Origin of the sequence: Microbacterium aurantiacum (genome assembly GCF_031625015.1) — a bacterium.
In the GTDB taxonomy this organism is placed as follows: Bacteria; Actinomycetota; Actinomycetes; order Actinomycetales; family Microbacteriaceae; genus Microbacterium; species Microbacterium aurantiacum.
This window is the reverse complement of record NZ_JAHWXH010000001.1, coordinates 1,628,556-1,644,044: the sequence shown is the minus strand read 5'-3', so window position 1 is coordinate 1,644,044 and position 15,489 is coordinate 1,628,556. Positions and strand designations below refer to the sequence as shown.

The following is a 15,489-nucleotide window of genomic DNA, read 5'->3' as shown; positions in this document are numbered from 1 at the left end:
TGTCCTCTCTCTGCCGCAGTCCGGGGGGAACCGGCGGTGATACCACTCTGAGGGTCTTCGCTAAGGCGTACCGAAGCCGTCCATGAGACCGTCCTTAGGTACGTCCTCATCCGCGAGCAGGGCATCCGCGGTCGCCAGCAGCACATCGCGTCGCGCGGCGTCGCCGAGGTCATCCGCCCCCAGGGCGTGACCCCACAGGTGCACCGCGACGCGCTCGCGCACGTGCGCGGCGGGGTCGTCCCAGCGCTCGAGCGCCGCCACGCCGATCTCCCGCGCCCACCCTCCACGGGCTCCCGGCGCGAGAGCGGCGCTGGCCAGGGCGTGCGAGATGAACGCGGCGCTGTCGTCAGCGGCGGTTCCGAGGCCGGCGGTGTCGACGTCGATGACGCCCGACATCCGCCCCGCGTCGTCGAGGAAGAGCTGACCGAAATGCAGGTCACCGTGGATGACGGTGAGCACTCCGTCGTCGCCGACGACCGCCGCCACCCGTGCCGCGTGCGCCCGCAGTCGCTCCGCCGCTTCCGGGGCGAGGCGCGGCACGAGGCGCGCGGTGTACCACTCGGCGCGTTCGGGCAACCCCGACCGGGCACGGTTCTCCAGCGGTGCGTCCGCCATCGCCGCCCGCCACCGGTCGACGTCGTCGAGGAACACGGATGCCGGTGGGGCCACGTCGACGGCCGGGCGTCCCGACGCCTGCGGGAGCACCAAGAGCCCGGCGTCGGCCCACGCCTCGATCTGCGGGACGTGCAGCGCGGCATCCGCGAGGAGGGCGTGCAGCCCCACGATCCGTTCCACGCGCTCGGGCCGGATCACCTTGACCCACCGGATGCCGTCACGGCAGACGACCCGGAACACCGCGCGGCGACCGGCGCGATACGCGACGAGCTCGGGAGCCTCGACGACCTCGCGCCCGATGCGGTGCAGCAGTGTGCGCGCCGCATCGCCGAACGCGACCGGGGCGAGTGCCGGCAGGTGCGGATCCTGTGGGTGCAACCAGATCCGCTCCCCCGGGGCATCCGGTGTTCCGGTGGCGAGTCCCGTCTCCTGGGCCACGCGGCGCCCCGAGGTGTCGACGAAGTAGGTCGCGGTGTGCCCGTCGGCGCCGATCACCTCGAAACCGGTCACGGTGCCCGCACCCAGCGGCTCACGGGTGCGGAGGACCACGGGCGCGGCATCCGGAATCTCGAGGGCCTCGCGCAGGAGCACCTCGTCGGGAAGAAGAGCGGGCACCCCTCGATTCCAGCACGCGCGGCGGCGCGATGGGATGAGACCTCTCTTAGGCTTGCGCGGCGGGCGGGCGGGCGGCTTCATACTGAAACGCGTGACGCGCACCAAGACCGCACGCCGCCGGGGCCTACCGGCGTTCTCCGTACGCACGCGCCTCATCGCCGTCATCACGATCGTCGCCGCCCTCGGGATGATCGCCGTCGGGTTCGCGGTGTTCCTGCAGGAGCGCTCGCGCACCCTGCAGCAAGTCGACGCCCTCCTTCAGGGCGGCCTCGACACGGCGCGGTTCCTCGTCGAGCAGGGCGACCCCCGCGCGGGTACCTGGACGTCGACGTCCGAGGCGCTCGCCGCCGTCGTGCAGCGGACCGCGCCTGATGACAACACCGGCACCGTCGGACTGCTCAACGGCGCGCCGCGGCTCGTTCCGGGGGTGGCACTCGACGTCGATCTGCTCACGCAGCCGGGGTTCATCCTGCACGTGGAGGATGCGACGGCGGGCGGAGACCCCGTCATCGGCACCTACGCCGAGAACGGCGTCGTGTGGCGGTACCTCGCGACGCCGATCTCCGTCGGCGACGGAGACGACGGAACATTCGTCCTCGCCTATGACCTGAACGCCGAGCTCGCCGAGCTCGACCAGTCGGCACAGGTCTGGGTGATCGCGTCGGCCATCACCATCGCCGTCATCGCCGGGGCCGCCGCGCTCGTGACCACGCGCCTCCTCCGCCCCATCCGCCAGATGCGCGACACCGCCGAGCGGGTGTCGGGGCAGTCGGTGACCGAACGCATCCCGATCCAGGGCCGCGACGATGTCTCCGGCCTCGCCGCAACGATGAACGACATGCTCGACCGCATCGACGACGCCCTCGAGTCGCAGCGACGTCTCCTCAGCGACGTCGGCCACGAATTGAAGACCCCGCTGACGATCGTCCGCGGCAACCTCGAGGTGCTCGACCCCGACGACCCGCGCGACGTGCGCGAGACCCGGGCGCTGGTCGTCGACGAGGTCGAGCGCATGGAGCGGCTCGTGCAGGATCTCGCGGCCTCCGCCGCACTTCACGGCCCCGCCCCCGTGAAGCCCGAGGAGGTGGACGCCGCCGATCTCGTGCGCCAGATCATCCGCAAGAGCGAGGGGATCACCGGCGCCGACGTCGAGACCGGGCCGATCGCCGAGGTCGTCACCGCGCTCGATCCCGCCCGCGTCACCCAGGCGGCGCTGCAGCTCGCACAGAACGCCGTCACCCACGGCGGGGGTCGCCTGGTCATCTCCAGCGCGGTCGTCGACGACCGCTGGGAGCTGTCGGTGCGCGATTTCGGACCGGGTGTCCCCGATCCGGCGAAGGAGCGCGTGTTCGACCGCTTCCACCGCGGGTCCGACACGGATGCCGCGGGCAGCGGTCTCGGACTGAACATCGTCCAGGTCATCGCGCGCGCCCACGGCGGCGCGGCACGGGTGACGGATGCGCTCGGGGGCGGTGCGGTGTTCACCCTCTCACTCCCGCTGACGACGAGCCGCCTGCGCGTGCCCGAAGGGCTCGTCATCCCGCCGCGACCGGACCTCCCCTCGCCGCCGTCCTCGACCCCGTCCGCCCCCGCCCCCGCGGCGCCCTGAAAGAGCACCCATGGCATCGATCCTCATCGCCGAAGACGAGGCCCGGATCTCGGGCTTCATCGACAAGGGCCTGCGCTCCGCTGGCTTCGCCACCCGCGTCGCAGCGACCGGGACGGACGCGCTCGACCTGGCCCTGACGGGAGAGTTCGACCTCCTCGTCCTCGACGTGAATCTCCCCGGCATGGACGGCTTCGCCGTACTGGAGCACCTCCGCGGGTCGGGATCACGGATGCCGGTGATCATGCTGACCGCCCGCGTCGAGCTCGAGGACACCGTTGCGGGCCTCGAGGGCGGCGCGGACGACTACCTCGGCAAGCCCTTCCGTTTCGACGAGCTGGTCGCTCGGATCCGCCTGCGAATGCGGCGCGATGACGCTGCGCCGAAGGACGAGCTCGTTCACGGCGACATCGCTCTCGACATCCGCACCCGCCGCGCACATGTGGCGGGGCAGTCGGTGGAGTTGTCGGCGCGCGAGTTCGCCCTCGCGGAGGAGTTCGTACGGCATGCCGGTCAGGTGCTCAGCCGCGAGCAGCTGCTCAGTCGCGTGTGGGGCTACGACTTCGACCCGGGCTCGAACGTCGCCGACGTGTACGTCGGATATCTCCGCCAGAAGCTCGGCAGCGACGCCATCGAGACGGTGCGCGGCGTCGGCTACCGCATGACCTGAAGGTCACTCGCGACGGGAGAAGACCCCGCGGATGACGAAAAAGACGATCGCCGCGACGATGGCGACGATCACGAGCTTGCCGATGAACCACAGCACCGAGAAGAGCACGTCCACGAGCACCCAGGCGATGATGACGGCCACGATGACCCCGAGGATCGTCCACAGCGTGCTCTTGTTCATGCGTTCGAGCTTAGCCGGGGGCGGGAATCGCGACATCCTGGCGGATGACGCTGGGGCCCTGCGCCGAGGCTTCGACCATCAGCTGCGCGGGGATCTGCTCCTTCATCGCGGCGACGTGGCTGATGAGCCCGACGGTGCGGCCGCCCTGACGCAGCTCGTCGAGGGTGCGCATCGCGAGGTCGAGGGTCTCGTCGTCGAGTGATCCGAAGCCTTCGTCGATGAAGAGGGTGTCGAGCCGGACACCGCCGGCGCGGGCGGTGACGACCTCGGCGAGCCCGAGGGCGAGCGCGAGGGACGCGAGGAACGTCTCGCCGCCCGACAGCGAGGATGCCGGTCGCGGTCGCCCCGTGTGCGCGTCGAGGATCTGGAGCCCGAGACCGGATGCCGCGCCGCGCGCCGCGAGGGCGTCGCTGTGCTGGAGGCGATACCGGCCTGCGGACATCTCGTCGAGGCGGAGGTTGGCTGCGGCGACGATCTCTTCGAGCTCGGCGGCGAGGACGAAGGACTCCAGCGTCATCCGGTGCGTGTTCGGCGCGCGCCCCGCGACGGTGTGGGCGAGGCGCGTGACGGCGGCGGCTTCGGCCGCGAGGTCGCCGATCTTCCGCTGCGCATCCTCAGCGCGTTCAGCGAGTTCGCGAAGATGCGCGGCGCGCTGCGCGGCTCGGGCGGCGGCATCCAGCGCCGCGCTCCACGCGTCTCGCGCGGCGGCGGCCGTGGCCGCGGCTGCGTCGACGTCGACCGGCTCGTCGGCGACGCCGGCGAGCTTCAGTTCCCACTCGCGGACGCGGTCGCGCTCGGCCCGGAGAGCCACCTCGTGGTCGGTGATTCGGGACTCGAGGTGCGCACGCGCTGCACGGTCGCGAAGAGCGGCAGCCGCGTCGATCGCGTCGACGAAACGTGTCGGTTCCAGGGCTGCGGCCGTGAGCGCCGCCGCTTGGTCCCGCGCCGTGCGCGCACGGGCGCTCTCATCGCGCGCACGCCGGAGCGCCTCAGCCGCCGCACGCCGCGTCTCGGCGGCCTCCTGGCAGGCGGCGACGGTTGCGTAGTCGCCGCGGGCACGGTCGACGGTCTGCTCGGCCGCACCGATCTCCGCGCGGAGGGATGCCGCCCGCTCTCGTTCCGCCGACAGCCGCAGTCGCACCTGGTCGCGCTCCGCGGCGACCTCGGTCGCGGTCTCGGCCAACCGGGAGCGTCGGAAGACGAGTTCGTCGCGACGGGCGGCGGCGGCGTCCGCGTCCGCTGCGGTGGCGCGAGCCTCGGTGAGTGCCGCCGTCAGGGCCGCCTCGGACTCGCCGCCGGAACGCTCGCGCACTGCGGCCACGCGGTCTCGAGCCTCGGTCGCGCGTCGCGCCGCCTCCTGTTCGGCGGTCGCCGCGGCATCCCGCACGCGCTCGGCCGCGTTCATCTCGTCGTCGGTGACCGGCTCGCCGTCGTGACGCGCGGGCGCGGGGTGTTCGGTCGAGCCGCACACGTCGCAGGGCTCCCCGGGGGCGAGCGCGGCGGCGAGCTCCCCCGCGTAGCCGGCAAGTCGACGGCGCAGCAGGTCGGTGACCTCGGTGCGCGCGCGGTCGTGCTCCGCCGTGCGCGCGAGGTACAGCGCTTCGGCCTCACGGAGCACCGCCTCCTCGCGGATGACCTCCTGCGCGGCGGTACGGCGCGACTCGAGGTCGGTCACCCGCCGGTGGACGGCGTCTCGTCCTCCGGCGGCGTCGCGAGCGACCGCCAGGTCGTGATCGAGGGCGGCGAGTTCGAGCGGCAGGGCCGCAGCCTGCGCCTCGAGGTCGGCCTGCGCGGCCTCGGACGCCGCGATGCGCGCCAGGGTGCCCTCGAGTTCGCCCCGCCACCGCTCGAGGTCGCGCTCGGCATCGCGGGCGGCTTCGGCGACAGCGGCCGTCGCTGCGGCGGCGTCGATGATCGCGGTGAGGTCGTCGGCGTCCGGCTCGTGCGGGTGGTCGGCCTCGATCGCGACGACGACGGTCTGCCACTGCGCGAGGGCGTGCTCTTCCGTCGCCAGCGCGCTCGACAGCGCGATCTCCGCGGCCGCCTCCGCCTCGAGCGCCGGTCGGAGTTCTTCCGCTTCGCGCGCGGCGTCGAGGATGCTGCGGTCGGCGTCGATGGCGGGCTGCTCCGCTTCGCGCGCGGCGAGCGCGTCACGCGCGCGGGCGCGTTCGGTCTGCGCGTCGCGCAGGGCGACGAGGTCGGTGTGGGCGCGGTCGGCGGCCCGATGGGTCGCCTCGGCCTCGTCGCTCTCGCGCCGGAGGCTGTCGGCCCGGTAGGCGGCGCGCTGGACTCCGCGGGCGACCGCGGCGATGCGATCCTCGAGCGACGTTCCCGCTTCCGCGTCGACGGCTGCCGCCCCGGGGTCGGTCGCCTCCGCATCGATTCCTTCGAGTCCGTCGGCCGCGAGCATGGCCTCGGCTTCGGCGAGGAGCATCTGCACACCCTCGCCGGCGGTCGTGACGTGCGCCTCGGCGGCACGACGCCGTTCGTCGAGCGCGGTCTGGTAGCCCTCGTAGGTGCGCGTGCCGAACAGGCGACGCAGGAGGCGCTGGCGGTCGTCGTTCTTGGCGAGGAGGAACTCCGCGAAGCGGTTCTGCGCGAGGAGGATGACCTGGAGGAACTGCTGCTGGTTGAGGCCGAGGATCTCGTCGAGATCGCGCGCGACGTCGACCGGACGTGCGGCGCGACCGACCCACTCGCCGTCGATCCACTCGTCGAGCTGGGCGCGGTGGGGTTCCGTGGTCATCCCGGTGCCGCGCTGCTTGGGCCGGTCGTACTCCGGAGAGCGGGTCACGCGCCAGCGGGTGTCACCGGCGGTGAACTCCACGACCACCCGAGTGGGGTCGGCGGGGTCGCAGTGGTCGCTCCGCAACCGCCGCTCGGAACCCTCGTACCGCGGGACACCGCCGTAGAGCCCGAAACACACACCGTCGAGCACGCTCGACTTGCCCGCGCCGGTGCGACCGGCGATGAGGAAGATCCCGTCGGTCTCGAAGGCGTCGAAGTCGACGATCTGGGTGTTGCGGAACGGACCGAAGCCGGTCAGCTCGAGCCGATGCAGCTTCACGAGCGAGCCTCGGTCAGGGCGTGGTTGTCGAGGACGTCGCGGATGAGCTCCCGCTCGCGCTCGTCGGCCCCCTCGCCCTCGCGGACGTGAACCAGGAAAGCGTCGATGAGCTCGGCATCCGACCGGGCATGACGGACGCGCTGGGCGTAGGAGCGCTCGTCACTGACCCGCGGGGCGTCGGGGGTGTGCATGACCGTCGCGCAGTGGGGGAAGCGCTGCTGCAGACGCCGCATCGGGTCGATCTGAGGAGTGGTGTCGGTGTACTGCGCGCAGACCCACGCGTCTTCGGCATCCGCGAACCGCTCATCGGTGAGGAGGTCGTCAAGGGCCCCGCGCACCGTCACGAGGCGGCGAGGGACCGGCAGCTCGAGCCACTCCGCCTTCTCGAACCCGTTCTCGTCGAGGTCGACGAGCCAGGAGCCGCGCGGCTTGTCCTGCTCGCCGAAGCTGTAGTGGAGCGGCGCACCCGCGTACCGCACGCGCTCGGCAAGCGTCTGGCGGCCGTGGATGTGGCCGAGGGCGACGTAGTCGAGGTCGTCGAAGACCGACACCGGCACCACGTCGAGGCTGCCCTGGCGGATCTCGCGCTCGACTCCGGGGGTCGCCTCGACGCCGGCGGCGAAGCAGTGCGACATCACGACCGCGCGGCCGCCGCGCGCGGTGTGGTCGGCGCGGATCAGTGACATCGCGTGGGTAAGCGCGTCGTGCTGGGAGCGCATCGGCACCCCGGGCCACACGTGACGCACCAGCGCCGGCTCGAGGTACGGGATGCCGTAAACATGCACGGGTCCGGCCGCGTCGTCGATCGTGACCGGGGTGCCGACCGCGGCCGGGTCGGTGAGGACGAGGATGCCGTCGCGCAACAGTGCCGACTGGAAGCCGAGCCGCGCCGCGGAGTCGTGATTGCCGCTCGTGACGACGACCGTCGCGCCCGTCTCGCGGAGGGCGAGGAGGGTGTCGCTCAGGACCGGGTAGCAGGCCGCGGACGGCGCGGCGGAGTCGAAGACGTCACCGGCGACCAGCACGAGGTCGACGTCGTTCTCGCGCACCTGCGCGACGAGACGCTCGAGCACCCCGCGCAGCGCCTCCAGCGTCGAGTGCCCGTGGAACGAGCGCCCGATGTGCCAGTCGGAGGTGTGCAGGATGCGCATGCTTCCACGGTAGACGCGCCCTCCGACATCATCCGTCCGGCAGGCCGCAGCCGACCCGTGAAGGTGATCAGGAGGCGGCGGGCTCGGCATCCGTTTCGCGGCGGCGGGAGAAGATGTCGAGGATGCCGAGCACGAGGGCGATGAGCAGGAACAGCACGACCGCCCCCATGCCGAACGCGTACGCGTCGTGATAGGTCGACAGCGTCGGGGTGCCGTCGCCGACTTCGCGGTAGATCGTCGAATAGAACAGCGACAGCCCGACGGCGGTGCCGATCGCGGATCCGATCCGCTGGCCGAGCTGGCCGACGGATCCGGCGAGACCGCCGTCGCGGACGGGGATGTCGGCGAGGGCGAGTGTCTGATTCGGGGCGATGACGAGGCCGCCGCCGAGACCGCCGACGGCCATGACCCCCGCCATCGCGTACGGCGCGATCTCGGGAGGCAGGAAGAACGCCACCGCGGAGAGCGCGATCACCGCCACGAGGATGATCGCCAGACCGATGACGACGAGCGGGCGCCCGAATCGGTTCACGAGATTGCCGCCGACCCAGGATCCGACCGCGCTGATGACGGCGAATCCGATGCCGACCATGCCGGCGAAGACGGGTTCGAGGCCGAGGCCGAGCTGGAGGAACAGAGTGGTGAGGAGGAACAGCGCCGGCGCGGCGGTGAAGTACGACGCGGCAATGAGGGTGCCGTTGCGATAGGACGCGATGCGGAAGAGCCCGAAGGGCACGAGCGGCGCGCGACCGCTTGCGGCGTACCGGCGCTCCCACAGGAAGAAGAGCACCCCGAAGACGGCGAAGAGCGCGAGTGCCCACCATCGCGCCGGGTTGTCGTCGGGCGAGCCGGTCGTGAAGAGGAACGGCCACATCAGCGCGATCACGACGATGGCGAAGAGGAAGACGCCCATCGGGTCGAGTTCGATGCGGGTGCCGTCACGTTTGCGGACGCTGGGGAGCACCCAGATCGCCAGTCCGACCGCGGCGAGGCACAGCGGCACGTTCATCCAGAAGATCCAGCGCCAGCCGTCTTCGGGGCCGCCGAGGGCGATCAGGAGCCCACCGAGCGTCGGGCCGAACGCCGTGGAGATGCCGATCGTCGCGCCGAAGAGGCCGAATGCCCGCCCGCGCTCTTTGCCCTGGAACAGCTGCTGGATCGTGCCGATGACCTGCGGCATCTGGATGCCCGCGGCGATGCCCTGCACCAGTCGCCCGATCATGAGCGTCGTCGGATCGGGCGCGAGGGCGCACATCGCGCTTGCGAGCGTGAAGAGGGCCAGGCCGATGATGAACAGGCCGCGACGCGACCACTGGTCGCCCATGCGGCCGAACGGCACGAGCGCCAGACCGAAGGTCAGCACGTAGCCCGAGACCACCAGTTGCAGAGCCGTCGGAGATGCGCCGAGGGAGGCCTCGATCGAGGGGACGGCGACGTTGACCTTCGTCAGGTCGAGGATCGTGATGGCAGCGACGGAGACGCACACCCAGAATGCCCGCCATCGCTGGGGGTTCGTCAGCGGAATCGACAGGGTCGAGGGGGCGGTGGAAGCGGACGTGGACATCGGGTCCAACCTAGACCCGATCGCCGGGGAGGGGATCGGATGCCGCCCTCATCGACGAGCATGCCCGACGGTCGCCGCCGGCGCAGCGCCCGTCCTTATCGGGATTCGGATCGCTGGCACTCGCCGTTGATCTCGATGTCTCCGATCGGCGGCGCGACCGACGTCCGTGATCGGCTCTGGTCGTCGGGTCGTCGGCGCGAGGCCTTGAGAGATTGAAGCTTTGCGTCATAAGGGTGCAGGGTCGGGCGGCGGTGCGCCGCCGCTCCCCTCCGGGGGTGGTGCCCCACCTCCCGACGGCATGAATCTCACCAGCGGTGCCGGTGGGTGGTCGATGTAGACCCTCCCCGTCGGTGAGGTCCATTCGAGGACTCCGTCGCCGAGTTGCCGGACGCCCCAGGAGGTGAATTGCTTCATCGAGTGGTGTCGTTGACATAAGTGGCAGAGGTTTCGGATGTCGGTGGGGCCGCCGAGGGCGAAATCGAGGGTGTGGTCCAGCTCGCAGCGGATCGCGGGGCGTCGGCATCCGGGGAACCGGCAGTGTCTGTCGCGGGCCTTCAAAAATCGCGCCATCGAGGCGGTGCGCCGGTACGAGTCGGTGAACAGCACCTGCCCCGACACGGGGTGCACGACCATCCGCTCCCACGAGGCAACAGCCCCGGCGAGAGCGCGCGCGGTGGCGGGGTCGATCGGGGACGAGCCGACGAGGTCGACGGTGGTGGTGTCGTTCGCGGGGTCATCGTCTTTCCCCAGAAGAGCGAGGGCGGGGACGACGACCTGGACTTTCGCGCGGATCATCCCGAGGGTGCCGTTTCCGTCGCCGTCGATGGTGGGGTCTGCCAGGGGTGAGCCTGTGAGGAGCATGTCGCAGAAGATGTCCGCACGGATCTGGTCCCGCGTCCGACAGTCCGGCGTCGCGTCGGTGTCCGCGTCGGCGTCCGCCCCGCCGTCGCCGGGTGTGTTGCGGGCGTCGATGATCGAGGAGGCCTGCTCGTTGAGGCGGTCGCTGATTCCTTCCGCAAGCAGGGTCGGGAGGGTCGCGACGAGTTCCGACATCCCATCCGGCAACGGCGTGACACTCACCCGACGTTCCTCGCGAGCCTTCGCGTGCCGCTCCGCGAGCGTCCGCGGGTGCAACTCCTGCGCGAGGTGGTCGAGGCGGTCCTTCACACGCCCGACGGCTTGACCCACACACAGCTCCGCGGCCCGAGCGTCGAACTCCGCCCGCGCATCGCGGGGCAGCACCGTCCCGCACCGCAACACCGCGGTCGCGTGCGCCCGGGTGATGCGCCCTGCTTCCCACGCGGTCAAGGTGGCGGGGTAGCACTCGACCCATTCCATCGCCTGGTTGATCTGCGCTTGCATCGACCGGTCGGTGGTGAACGTCACCCCGGCAAGTTCCGCGGCGACGGAGCGGTAGACCATCTCCTGCGACCGTACTGACGCCGGCTGACGACGCGCCACCCGCTCCGCGACCGCCCCCGCACGGGCCTGGTTGCGAACGTTGCCGACTTCCATCGCCCCCAACGCCGGCGTCATCGCCTCGGCGTAGCGCGCGACCTCGTCCAGCTCGGCGAGGTCTTCCTCGCGGAACTCGATCAGGCAGCTCGTATTCATGTTCGAATACTAGCGATAGCCTCCGACATTCAAAGCGGATATCTCAACGACGTGGAAAGAGGTTCTGAAGCGATCGTTTACGGCAGGGGGCAGTCAGCCTGTTTGACGTTGTTGCGCCGGTCTCAGAGCCCGAATGCTCCTCCGCTGATCAGGATGAATACACCGAGCCCGATGAGGACGAGGGGGAACAGGACGTGTTCCCAACGTTCCAAGATCTCGGCGATCGGACGTCGCGTGGCGATGAACTTGGCCACGATGACGAGCACAGCAACGAGCGCGAGGAACACGACGCAGTATGCGACCACCGCCGCGGGTCCGACGTTGAGGAAAACGGGGACGTAGACGCCGATGTTGTCACCGCCGTTAGCGAAGGTGACCCCAGCTACGGCCCAGACAGCAACCTTCTTGCCTTCGATCTTCGCCTCATCGTCGTCATCGTCGTGCCGGCGGCGCCATGCTTGCCAAGCTGCCCATAGTCCTAACGCCAGCGGGATGAGGCCGAAGTATGGAATGACCTCGGGCGGAAGGAAGGCTCCGGCGCCGAGGGAAACGAGTACGGCAGCGCCGAGAATGCCGACGAATCCCAGGTACTGACCCGCCAGGATTCGAGTTGTCGTGCCGCGTTGCCCCGCGCCGCGGGCGAAGAATAGGGACAACACGATGATGTCGTCGATGTTCGTGGCTAGGAACAGACCGATCGCTTGGAGGACAGAGAGAATCATGTGTTCGCTTTCCGGAGATAGAGCAACAAGCCAAGTCCCACGCCGACGCCGAGGATGACGTCGGCAAGGTTGCCGATGAAGAGGTTGCCGTAGGCCAGGAAGTCGGTGACGTGACCGCGACCGAATCCGGGCGGAGCGAGCAAGCGGTCCAGCAGGTTGCCAACCGCGCCTCCCCACAGGAGTCCGATCGCGATCGCCCACCCAGCCGTTCGGGCGCGCGTCGCGGCGATGAGCAGCGCGATGGATGCGGCAGCGGCCAAGACGGTCAGGAGCCAGGTCGCGTCGGCGCCGAGAGACATCACGGTGCCAGGGTTGAACGCGAGCTGCAGCCCGAGCCAGTCTCCGAGGATGGGGACTCGGTCGGCCTCGCTGAGCCGTGCAAGGGCGAGTGCCTTCATGCCTTGGTCGACCCAGACGGCGACCGCTGCGACACCTACTGCGAGTAGGAACCGCAGCAATCGGCTTCGCGCGGACGCTCGGTCGGGCGAACTCGTCGCGTCCCCACGAGTGGCTCTGCCGAGAGTGATTCCGTCATCGGGCCGGGTCATGCCTTTCTCCGTCGCGCCGCTCGGAGCCCGTTGAGGATAACGACAACCTCTGCGACCTCGTGAACAAGGACGACGGCTGCCAGACCTAGGTATCCGGTAATCGCCAAGGGCAACAGCACCGCGATGATCGCGATGGACAGCACAACGTTCTGATTGATGATGTTGCGGCCACGGCGTGCGTGTTCCAGTGCCTGCGGGATAAGGCGCAGGTCATGTCCAGTGAACGCAACATCGGCCGACTCGATCGCGGCATCCGCGCCCTTCGCTCCCATCGCGATTCCCAAGTCCGCGGAAGCCAGCGCGGGGGCGTCGTTGATGCCGTCCCCGATCATGGCCGTGGGTTGCGACTTCGACAGTGCTGCGACAGCGGCAGCTTTATCCTCGGGGCGTAGCTCGGCGCGCACATCGCTGATCCCGGCCTGTGCGGCCAGAGCTGCGGCGGTGCGAGCGTTGTCGCCGGTGAGCATTGTCACCGCGATTCCACGTCGGGTGAGGGTTGCGATGACATCGGGAACTTCAGGGCGCAGCTCATCACGCACTCCTACCGCGCCAACAGGCTGGTCGTTGCGGTGCACGATAACCACAGTCATCCCCTCGGATTCCATTGCCTGCACCTCGCCGTCCAGCGAACCGGCGTCCAGCCAGCGCGGGCTACCAACCGCGATACGGGCACCGTCGAGCGTGCCAGAGATGCCGTGTCCGGCAGTCTCACTGACGGCCTCCGCGGTTCGGGCCTCGGAAACGGCGGTGGTGATCGCAGCAGCCAGGGGGTGCGTACTGTGACCCTCCAAGCTCGCCGCCCACGCGAGCACATCGTCCTCGGTCGTCCCCGCGACGGTGACGACGCGGGCCACGGTGGGCTCATTGCGGGTCAGGGTGCCGGTCTTGTCGACAGCGAGATGGCGGATCCCACCAAACCTCTCGAACGCGGCCCCGGACTTCACCACCACACCAAACTTCGATGCTGCACCGATCGCGGCTACGACGGTGAGCGGAACAGCGATCGCCAGGGCGCACGGGGACGCGGCGACCAGCACGACCAAGGCGCGGGTGATCCACAGCTCAGGATCGCCAGTCAGGAGCGAACCGAGCACACCGACCAGAACCGCGAGGATCATCACTCCGGGAACGAGAGGACGGGCGATCCGGTCAGCCAGTCGCGCCCGGTCGCCCTTCTCAGCTTGCGCCTGCTCGACCAGCTCGACGATCGTCGTCAGCGAGTTGTCGGTGCCAGCAGCGGTCGCCTCGATTTCGAGAACGCCTGTGGTGTTGATCGACCCGGCAGGGACTTCGTTGCCGGGATCGACGTCGACCGGGATCGACTCGCCCGTGATCGCTGAGGTATCCAGGCTGCTCCGCCCAGTCCGCACAATGCCGTCTGTGGCTACCCGTTCACCCGGGCGCACCACGAGCACGTCTCCCACGCGCAGATCCTTCGCCTCCACTTCGGACGTCGCGTCGCCTCTCTTGACGAGTGCGGTTTCGGGTACGAGCTTCAACAACGCCCGCAAGCCCGCGCGTGCACGGTCCATGGCCCTGTCCTCCAGCGCTTCCGCGATGGAGTACAGGAACGCCAACGCCGCGGCTTCCTCGACGTAGCCGAGGATGACTGCACCGGTAGCGCTGATCGTCATCAACAGTCCGATCCCGAGCTTTCGCTTCGCGAACAGCTTGCGCAGCGCACCCGGAACGAAAGTCGACGCACCCAACAACAGAGCCACCCAGAACAGCACCAGGCCCGCGGCCTCTGCGCCGGTCCACTCGCACACCAGGCCGGCGGCGAACACCACGCCGGAGAAAATCGGGATCAGAACGCCCGGGCTCCGGTACCACGGCCGGTCATCGTCATCATCGTCGTCGAGGTCGACATGCTCGACGTGCGAACCCGTGACCGAGCTCACGCCCGCAACTCCCCCGCCACGCATCCTTCGACCCCACAGTCCGGGTCCATGCACGGCACACTCTCATCGACCGCGAGCGTCACGTCAACCAGCGCCGTCAAGGCGCGGGCAAGGTGTGGGTCTGCGACCTCGTAGCGAGTCTGCCGCCCCTCGGGCTCAGCCACCACGATCCCGCACCCGCGCAAACACGTCAGGTGATTCGAGACGTTGGAACGAGACAGCCCCAGCTCCCGAGACAACACCGCCGGGTAGCTCGGTCCGTCAAGAAGGGTCAGCAGGATGCGCGAACGAGTAGGGTCAGCCATCGCCCGCCCGAGCCGGTTCATCACGTCAAGTCGATCTGAAATAGTCAGCATACGATGACTATACATTGTGCGATGTATAGTTTACCGCCGTCTTCATGCATCCTCAAACGGCTTCCACCGGTTCGAGACGCTCGCCTGGGCGGGCATCACTTCCGGCATCGTCGACGCCTGGCCGGCGGCGCCAAAGACGACCCGGGTATCAAGGCTGCCTTTCGGGAATAGACCGGCACCCGTTGAGTTGGATACCCCTAGGGGGTATCTTGTGAGCATGAACGGTTACACCGACAACAAGGCGGATCTGCGTAAGCGATTGAGTCGGGTTGAGGGTCAGGTGCGGGGTATCTCTCGGATGGTCGATGAGGACAAGTACTGCATCGACATCCTGACGCAGGTCGCTGCGGCCACGAAGGCGCTTGAAACTGTGGCGTTGTCGCTTCTCAGCGACCATCTGAGTCATTGCGTCGCCCAGGCAAGCGCTGAGGGTGGCGAGGTTGCCGCGGAGAAGGTTCGCGAAGCAAACGATGCCATCGCTCGCCTGGTCCGTTCATAACCACTCGTCAAACTACTTGGGAGGAACTCACCATGACTGACCGCATCGAACTTGGACTGAAGGACGCGAACGCTGGTTGCGCGTGCTGCGCCGCTCCATCGAACACCGAAGCATCCACTCCTGTCACGACCCCGGTCTCGGAGGATGTCCTGGTCACCGGGATGACGTGCTCACACTGTGTGTCGAGCGTCAGTGAGGAACTGAGCGCCCTGGACGGTGTCGCGTCCGTCACCGTCGACCTGAACACTGGCGGCCCGTCCCGAGTGACGATCCACAGCGCATCCCCTGTCGATCCCGCTGCCGTGAGGGCTGCGGTCGAAGAGGCCGGCTACAGCCTCGCGACCGGTCACGCCTGACCCACTATCCGTCCGCGCCCGGGTC

At 69.3% G+C, this 15,489-nt stretch carries 14 protein-coding genes; 4 read left to right on the top strand and 10 right to left on the bottom strand.

The features are described 5' to 3' along the window. Window positions 1–60: 60 nt before the first annotated feature. Window positions 61–1,230 carry a phosphotransferase gene (locus KZC50_RS07625; RefSeq protein WP_310891235.1) on the bottom strand — a complete coding sequence of 390 codons (1,170 nt, stop codon included), beginning with the start codon at window positions 1,228–1,230 and terminating at the stop codon, window positions 61–63. Between the two features lie 91 nt (window positions 1,231–1,321). Here KZC50_RS07625 and KZC50_RS07620 point away from each other — a divergent pair, with 91 nt between their 5' ends. Together KZC50_RS07620 and KZC50_RS07615 are read left to right on the top strand one after the other, a co-directional pair. Continuing rightward, window positions 1,322–2,839 carry a sensor histidine kinase gene (locus KZC50_RS07620; protein ID WP_310891234.1) on the top strand — a complete coding sequence of 506 codons (1,518 nt, stop codon included), beginning with the start codon at window positions 1,322–1,324 and terminating at the stop codon, window positions 2,837–2,839. Between the two features lie 10 nt (window positions 2,840–2,849). Next, complete coding sequence (locus KZC50_RS07615; RefSeq protein WP_053548199.1) at window positions 2,850–3,506, top strand: response regulator transcription factor; 657 nt, start codon at window positions 2,850–2,852, stop codon at window positions 3,504–3,506. Between the two features lie 3 nt (window positions 3,507–3,509). Here KZC50_RS07615 and KZC50_RS07610 read toward each other — a convergent pair whose 3' ends face one another. The 9 genes from KZC50_RS07610 to cmtR all read right to left on the bottom strand — a co-directional run bounded on the left by KZC50_RS07610 (window position 3,510) and on the right by cmtR (window position 14,609). Then, entirely contained in the window at window positions 3,510–3,686 is a 177-nt protein-coding gene (locus KZC50_RS07610) for a hypothetical protein (protein WP_053548200.1), read from the bottom strand. 10 nt (window positions 3,687–3,696) lie between these two features. Further along, window positions 3,697–6,753: an SMC family ATPase gene (locus KZC50_RS07605; protein WP_310891233.1), complete on the bottom strand. Its 3,057-nt coding sequence runs from the start codon at window positions 6,751–6,753 to the stop codon at window positions 3,697–3,699. Continuing rightward, window positions 6,750–7,904, bottom strand: coding sequence for an exonuclease SbcCD subunit D (locus KZC50_RS07600; protein ID WP_310891232.1), 1,155 nt, complete (start codon window positions 7,902–7,904; stop codon window positions 6,750–6,752). The genes KZC50_RS07605 and KZC50_RS07600 overlap by 4 nt, the downstream gene beginning before the upstream one ends. A gap of 67 nt (window positions 7,905–7,971) precedes the next feature. Further along, the gene (locus tag KZC50_RS07595) at window positions 7,972–9,468 is read right to left on the bottom strand and encodes an MFS transporter (RefSeq protein WP_310891231.1); all 1,497 of its coding nucleotides are present in this window, start codon (window positions 9,466–9,468) and stop codon (window positions 7,972–7,974) included. 225 nt (window positions 9,469–9,693) lie between these two features. After that, window positions 9,694–11,082 carry an HNH endonuclease signature motif containing protein gene (locus KZC50_RS07590; protein ID WP_310891229.1) on the bottom strand — a complete coding sequence of 463 codons (1,389 nt, stop codon included), beginning with the start codon at window positions 11,080–11,082 and terminating at the stop codon, window positions 9,694–9,696. Between the two features lie 122 nt (window positions 11,083–11,204). Next, on the bottom strand, window positions 11,205–11,804 hold the full coding sequence (locus KZC50_RS07585) for a cadmium resistance transporter (protein WP_053548203.1): 600 nt from the start codon (window positions 11,802–11,804) through the stop codon (window positions 11,205–11,207). Beyond that, window positions 11,801–12,262, bottom strand: a complete 462-nt coding sequence (locus tag KZC50_RS07580; protein WP_310891549.1) for a signal peptidase II — start codon at window positions 12,260–12,262, stop codon at window positions 11,801–11,803. The genes KZC50_RS07585 and KZC50_RS07580 overlap by 4 nt, the downstream gene beginning before the upstream one ends. An 86-nt stretch (window positions 12,263–12,348) precedes the next feature. Further along, entirely contained in the window at window positions 12,349–14,253 is a 1,905-nt protein-coding gene (locus tag KZC50_RS07575) for a heavy metal translocating P-type ATPase (protein WP_310891228.1), read from the bottom strand. Further along, window positions 14,250–14,609, bottom strand: a complete 360-nt coding sequence (cmtR, locus tag KZC50_RS07570; RefSeq protein WP_053548253.1) for a Cd(II)/Pb(II)-sensing metalloregulatory transcriptional regulator CmtR — start codon at window positions 14,607–14,609, stop codon at window positions 14,250–14,252. The genes KZC50_RS07575 and cmtR overlap by 4 nt, the downstream gene beginning before the upstream one ends. A 217-nt stretch (window positions 14,610–14,826) precedes the next feature. On the opposite strand from cmtR, the gene KZC50_RS07565 reads away from it, so the two are divergent. Further along, a complete protein-coding gene (locus KZC50_RS07565; protein WP_053548254.1) occupies window positions 14,827–15,108 on the top strand; it encodes a metal-sensitive transcriptional regulator in 282 nt (93 codons plus the stop codon). 32 nt (window positions 15,109–15,140) lie between these two features. Next, a complete protein-coding gene (locus tag KZC50_RS07560) occupies window positions 15,141–15,464 on the top strand; it encodes a heavy-metal-associated domain-containing protein (protein ID WP_155048972.1) in 324 nt (107 codons plus the stop codon). The last annotated feature ends 25 nt before the right edge of the window (window positions 15,465–15,489 follow it).

What these genes read in the sequence shown, in the direction of transcription:
- KZC50_RS07615 (WP_053548199.1), top strand. Translation starts at nt 2,850, where the DNA reads ATGGCATCGATCCTCATCGCCGAAGACGAGGCCCGGATCTCGGGCTTC.
- KZC50_RS07610 (WP_053548200.1), bottom strand. Translation starts at nt 3,686, where the DNA reads ATGAACAAGAGCACGCTGTGGACGATCCTCGGGGTCATCGTGGCCGTC.
- KZC50_RS07600 (WP_310891232.1), bottom strand. Translation starts at nt 7,904, where the DNA reads ATGCGCATCCTGCACACCTCCGACTGGCACATCGGGCGCTCGTTCCAC.
- KZC50_RS07595 (WP_310891231.1), bottom strand. Translation starts at nt 9,468, where the DNA reads ATGTCCACGTCCGCTTCCACCGCCCCCTCGACCCTGTCGATTCCGCTG.
- KZC50_RS07590 (WP_310891229.1), bottom strand. Translation starts at nt 11,082, where the DNA reads ATGAATACGAGCTGCCTGATCGAGTTCCGCGAGGAAGACCTCGCCGAG.
- KZC50_RS07585 (WP_053548203.1), bottom strand. Translation starts at nt 11,804, where the DNA reads ATGATTCTCTCTGTCCTCCAAGCGATCGGTCTGTTCCTAGCCACGAAC.
- cmtR (WP_053548253.1), bottom strand. Translation starts at nt 14,609, where the DNA reads ATGCTGACTATTTCAGATCGACTTGACGTGATGAACCGGCTCGGGCGG.
- KZC50_RS07565 (WP_053548254.1), top strand. Translation starts at nt 14,827, where the DNA reads ATGAACGGTTACACCGACAACAAGGCGGATCTGCGTAAGCGATTGAGT.
- KZC50_RS07560 (WP_155048972.1), top strand. Translation starts at nt 15,141, where the DNA reads ATGACTGACCGCATCGAACTTGGACTGAAGGACGCGAACGCTGGTTGC.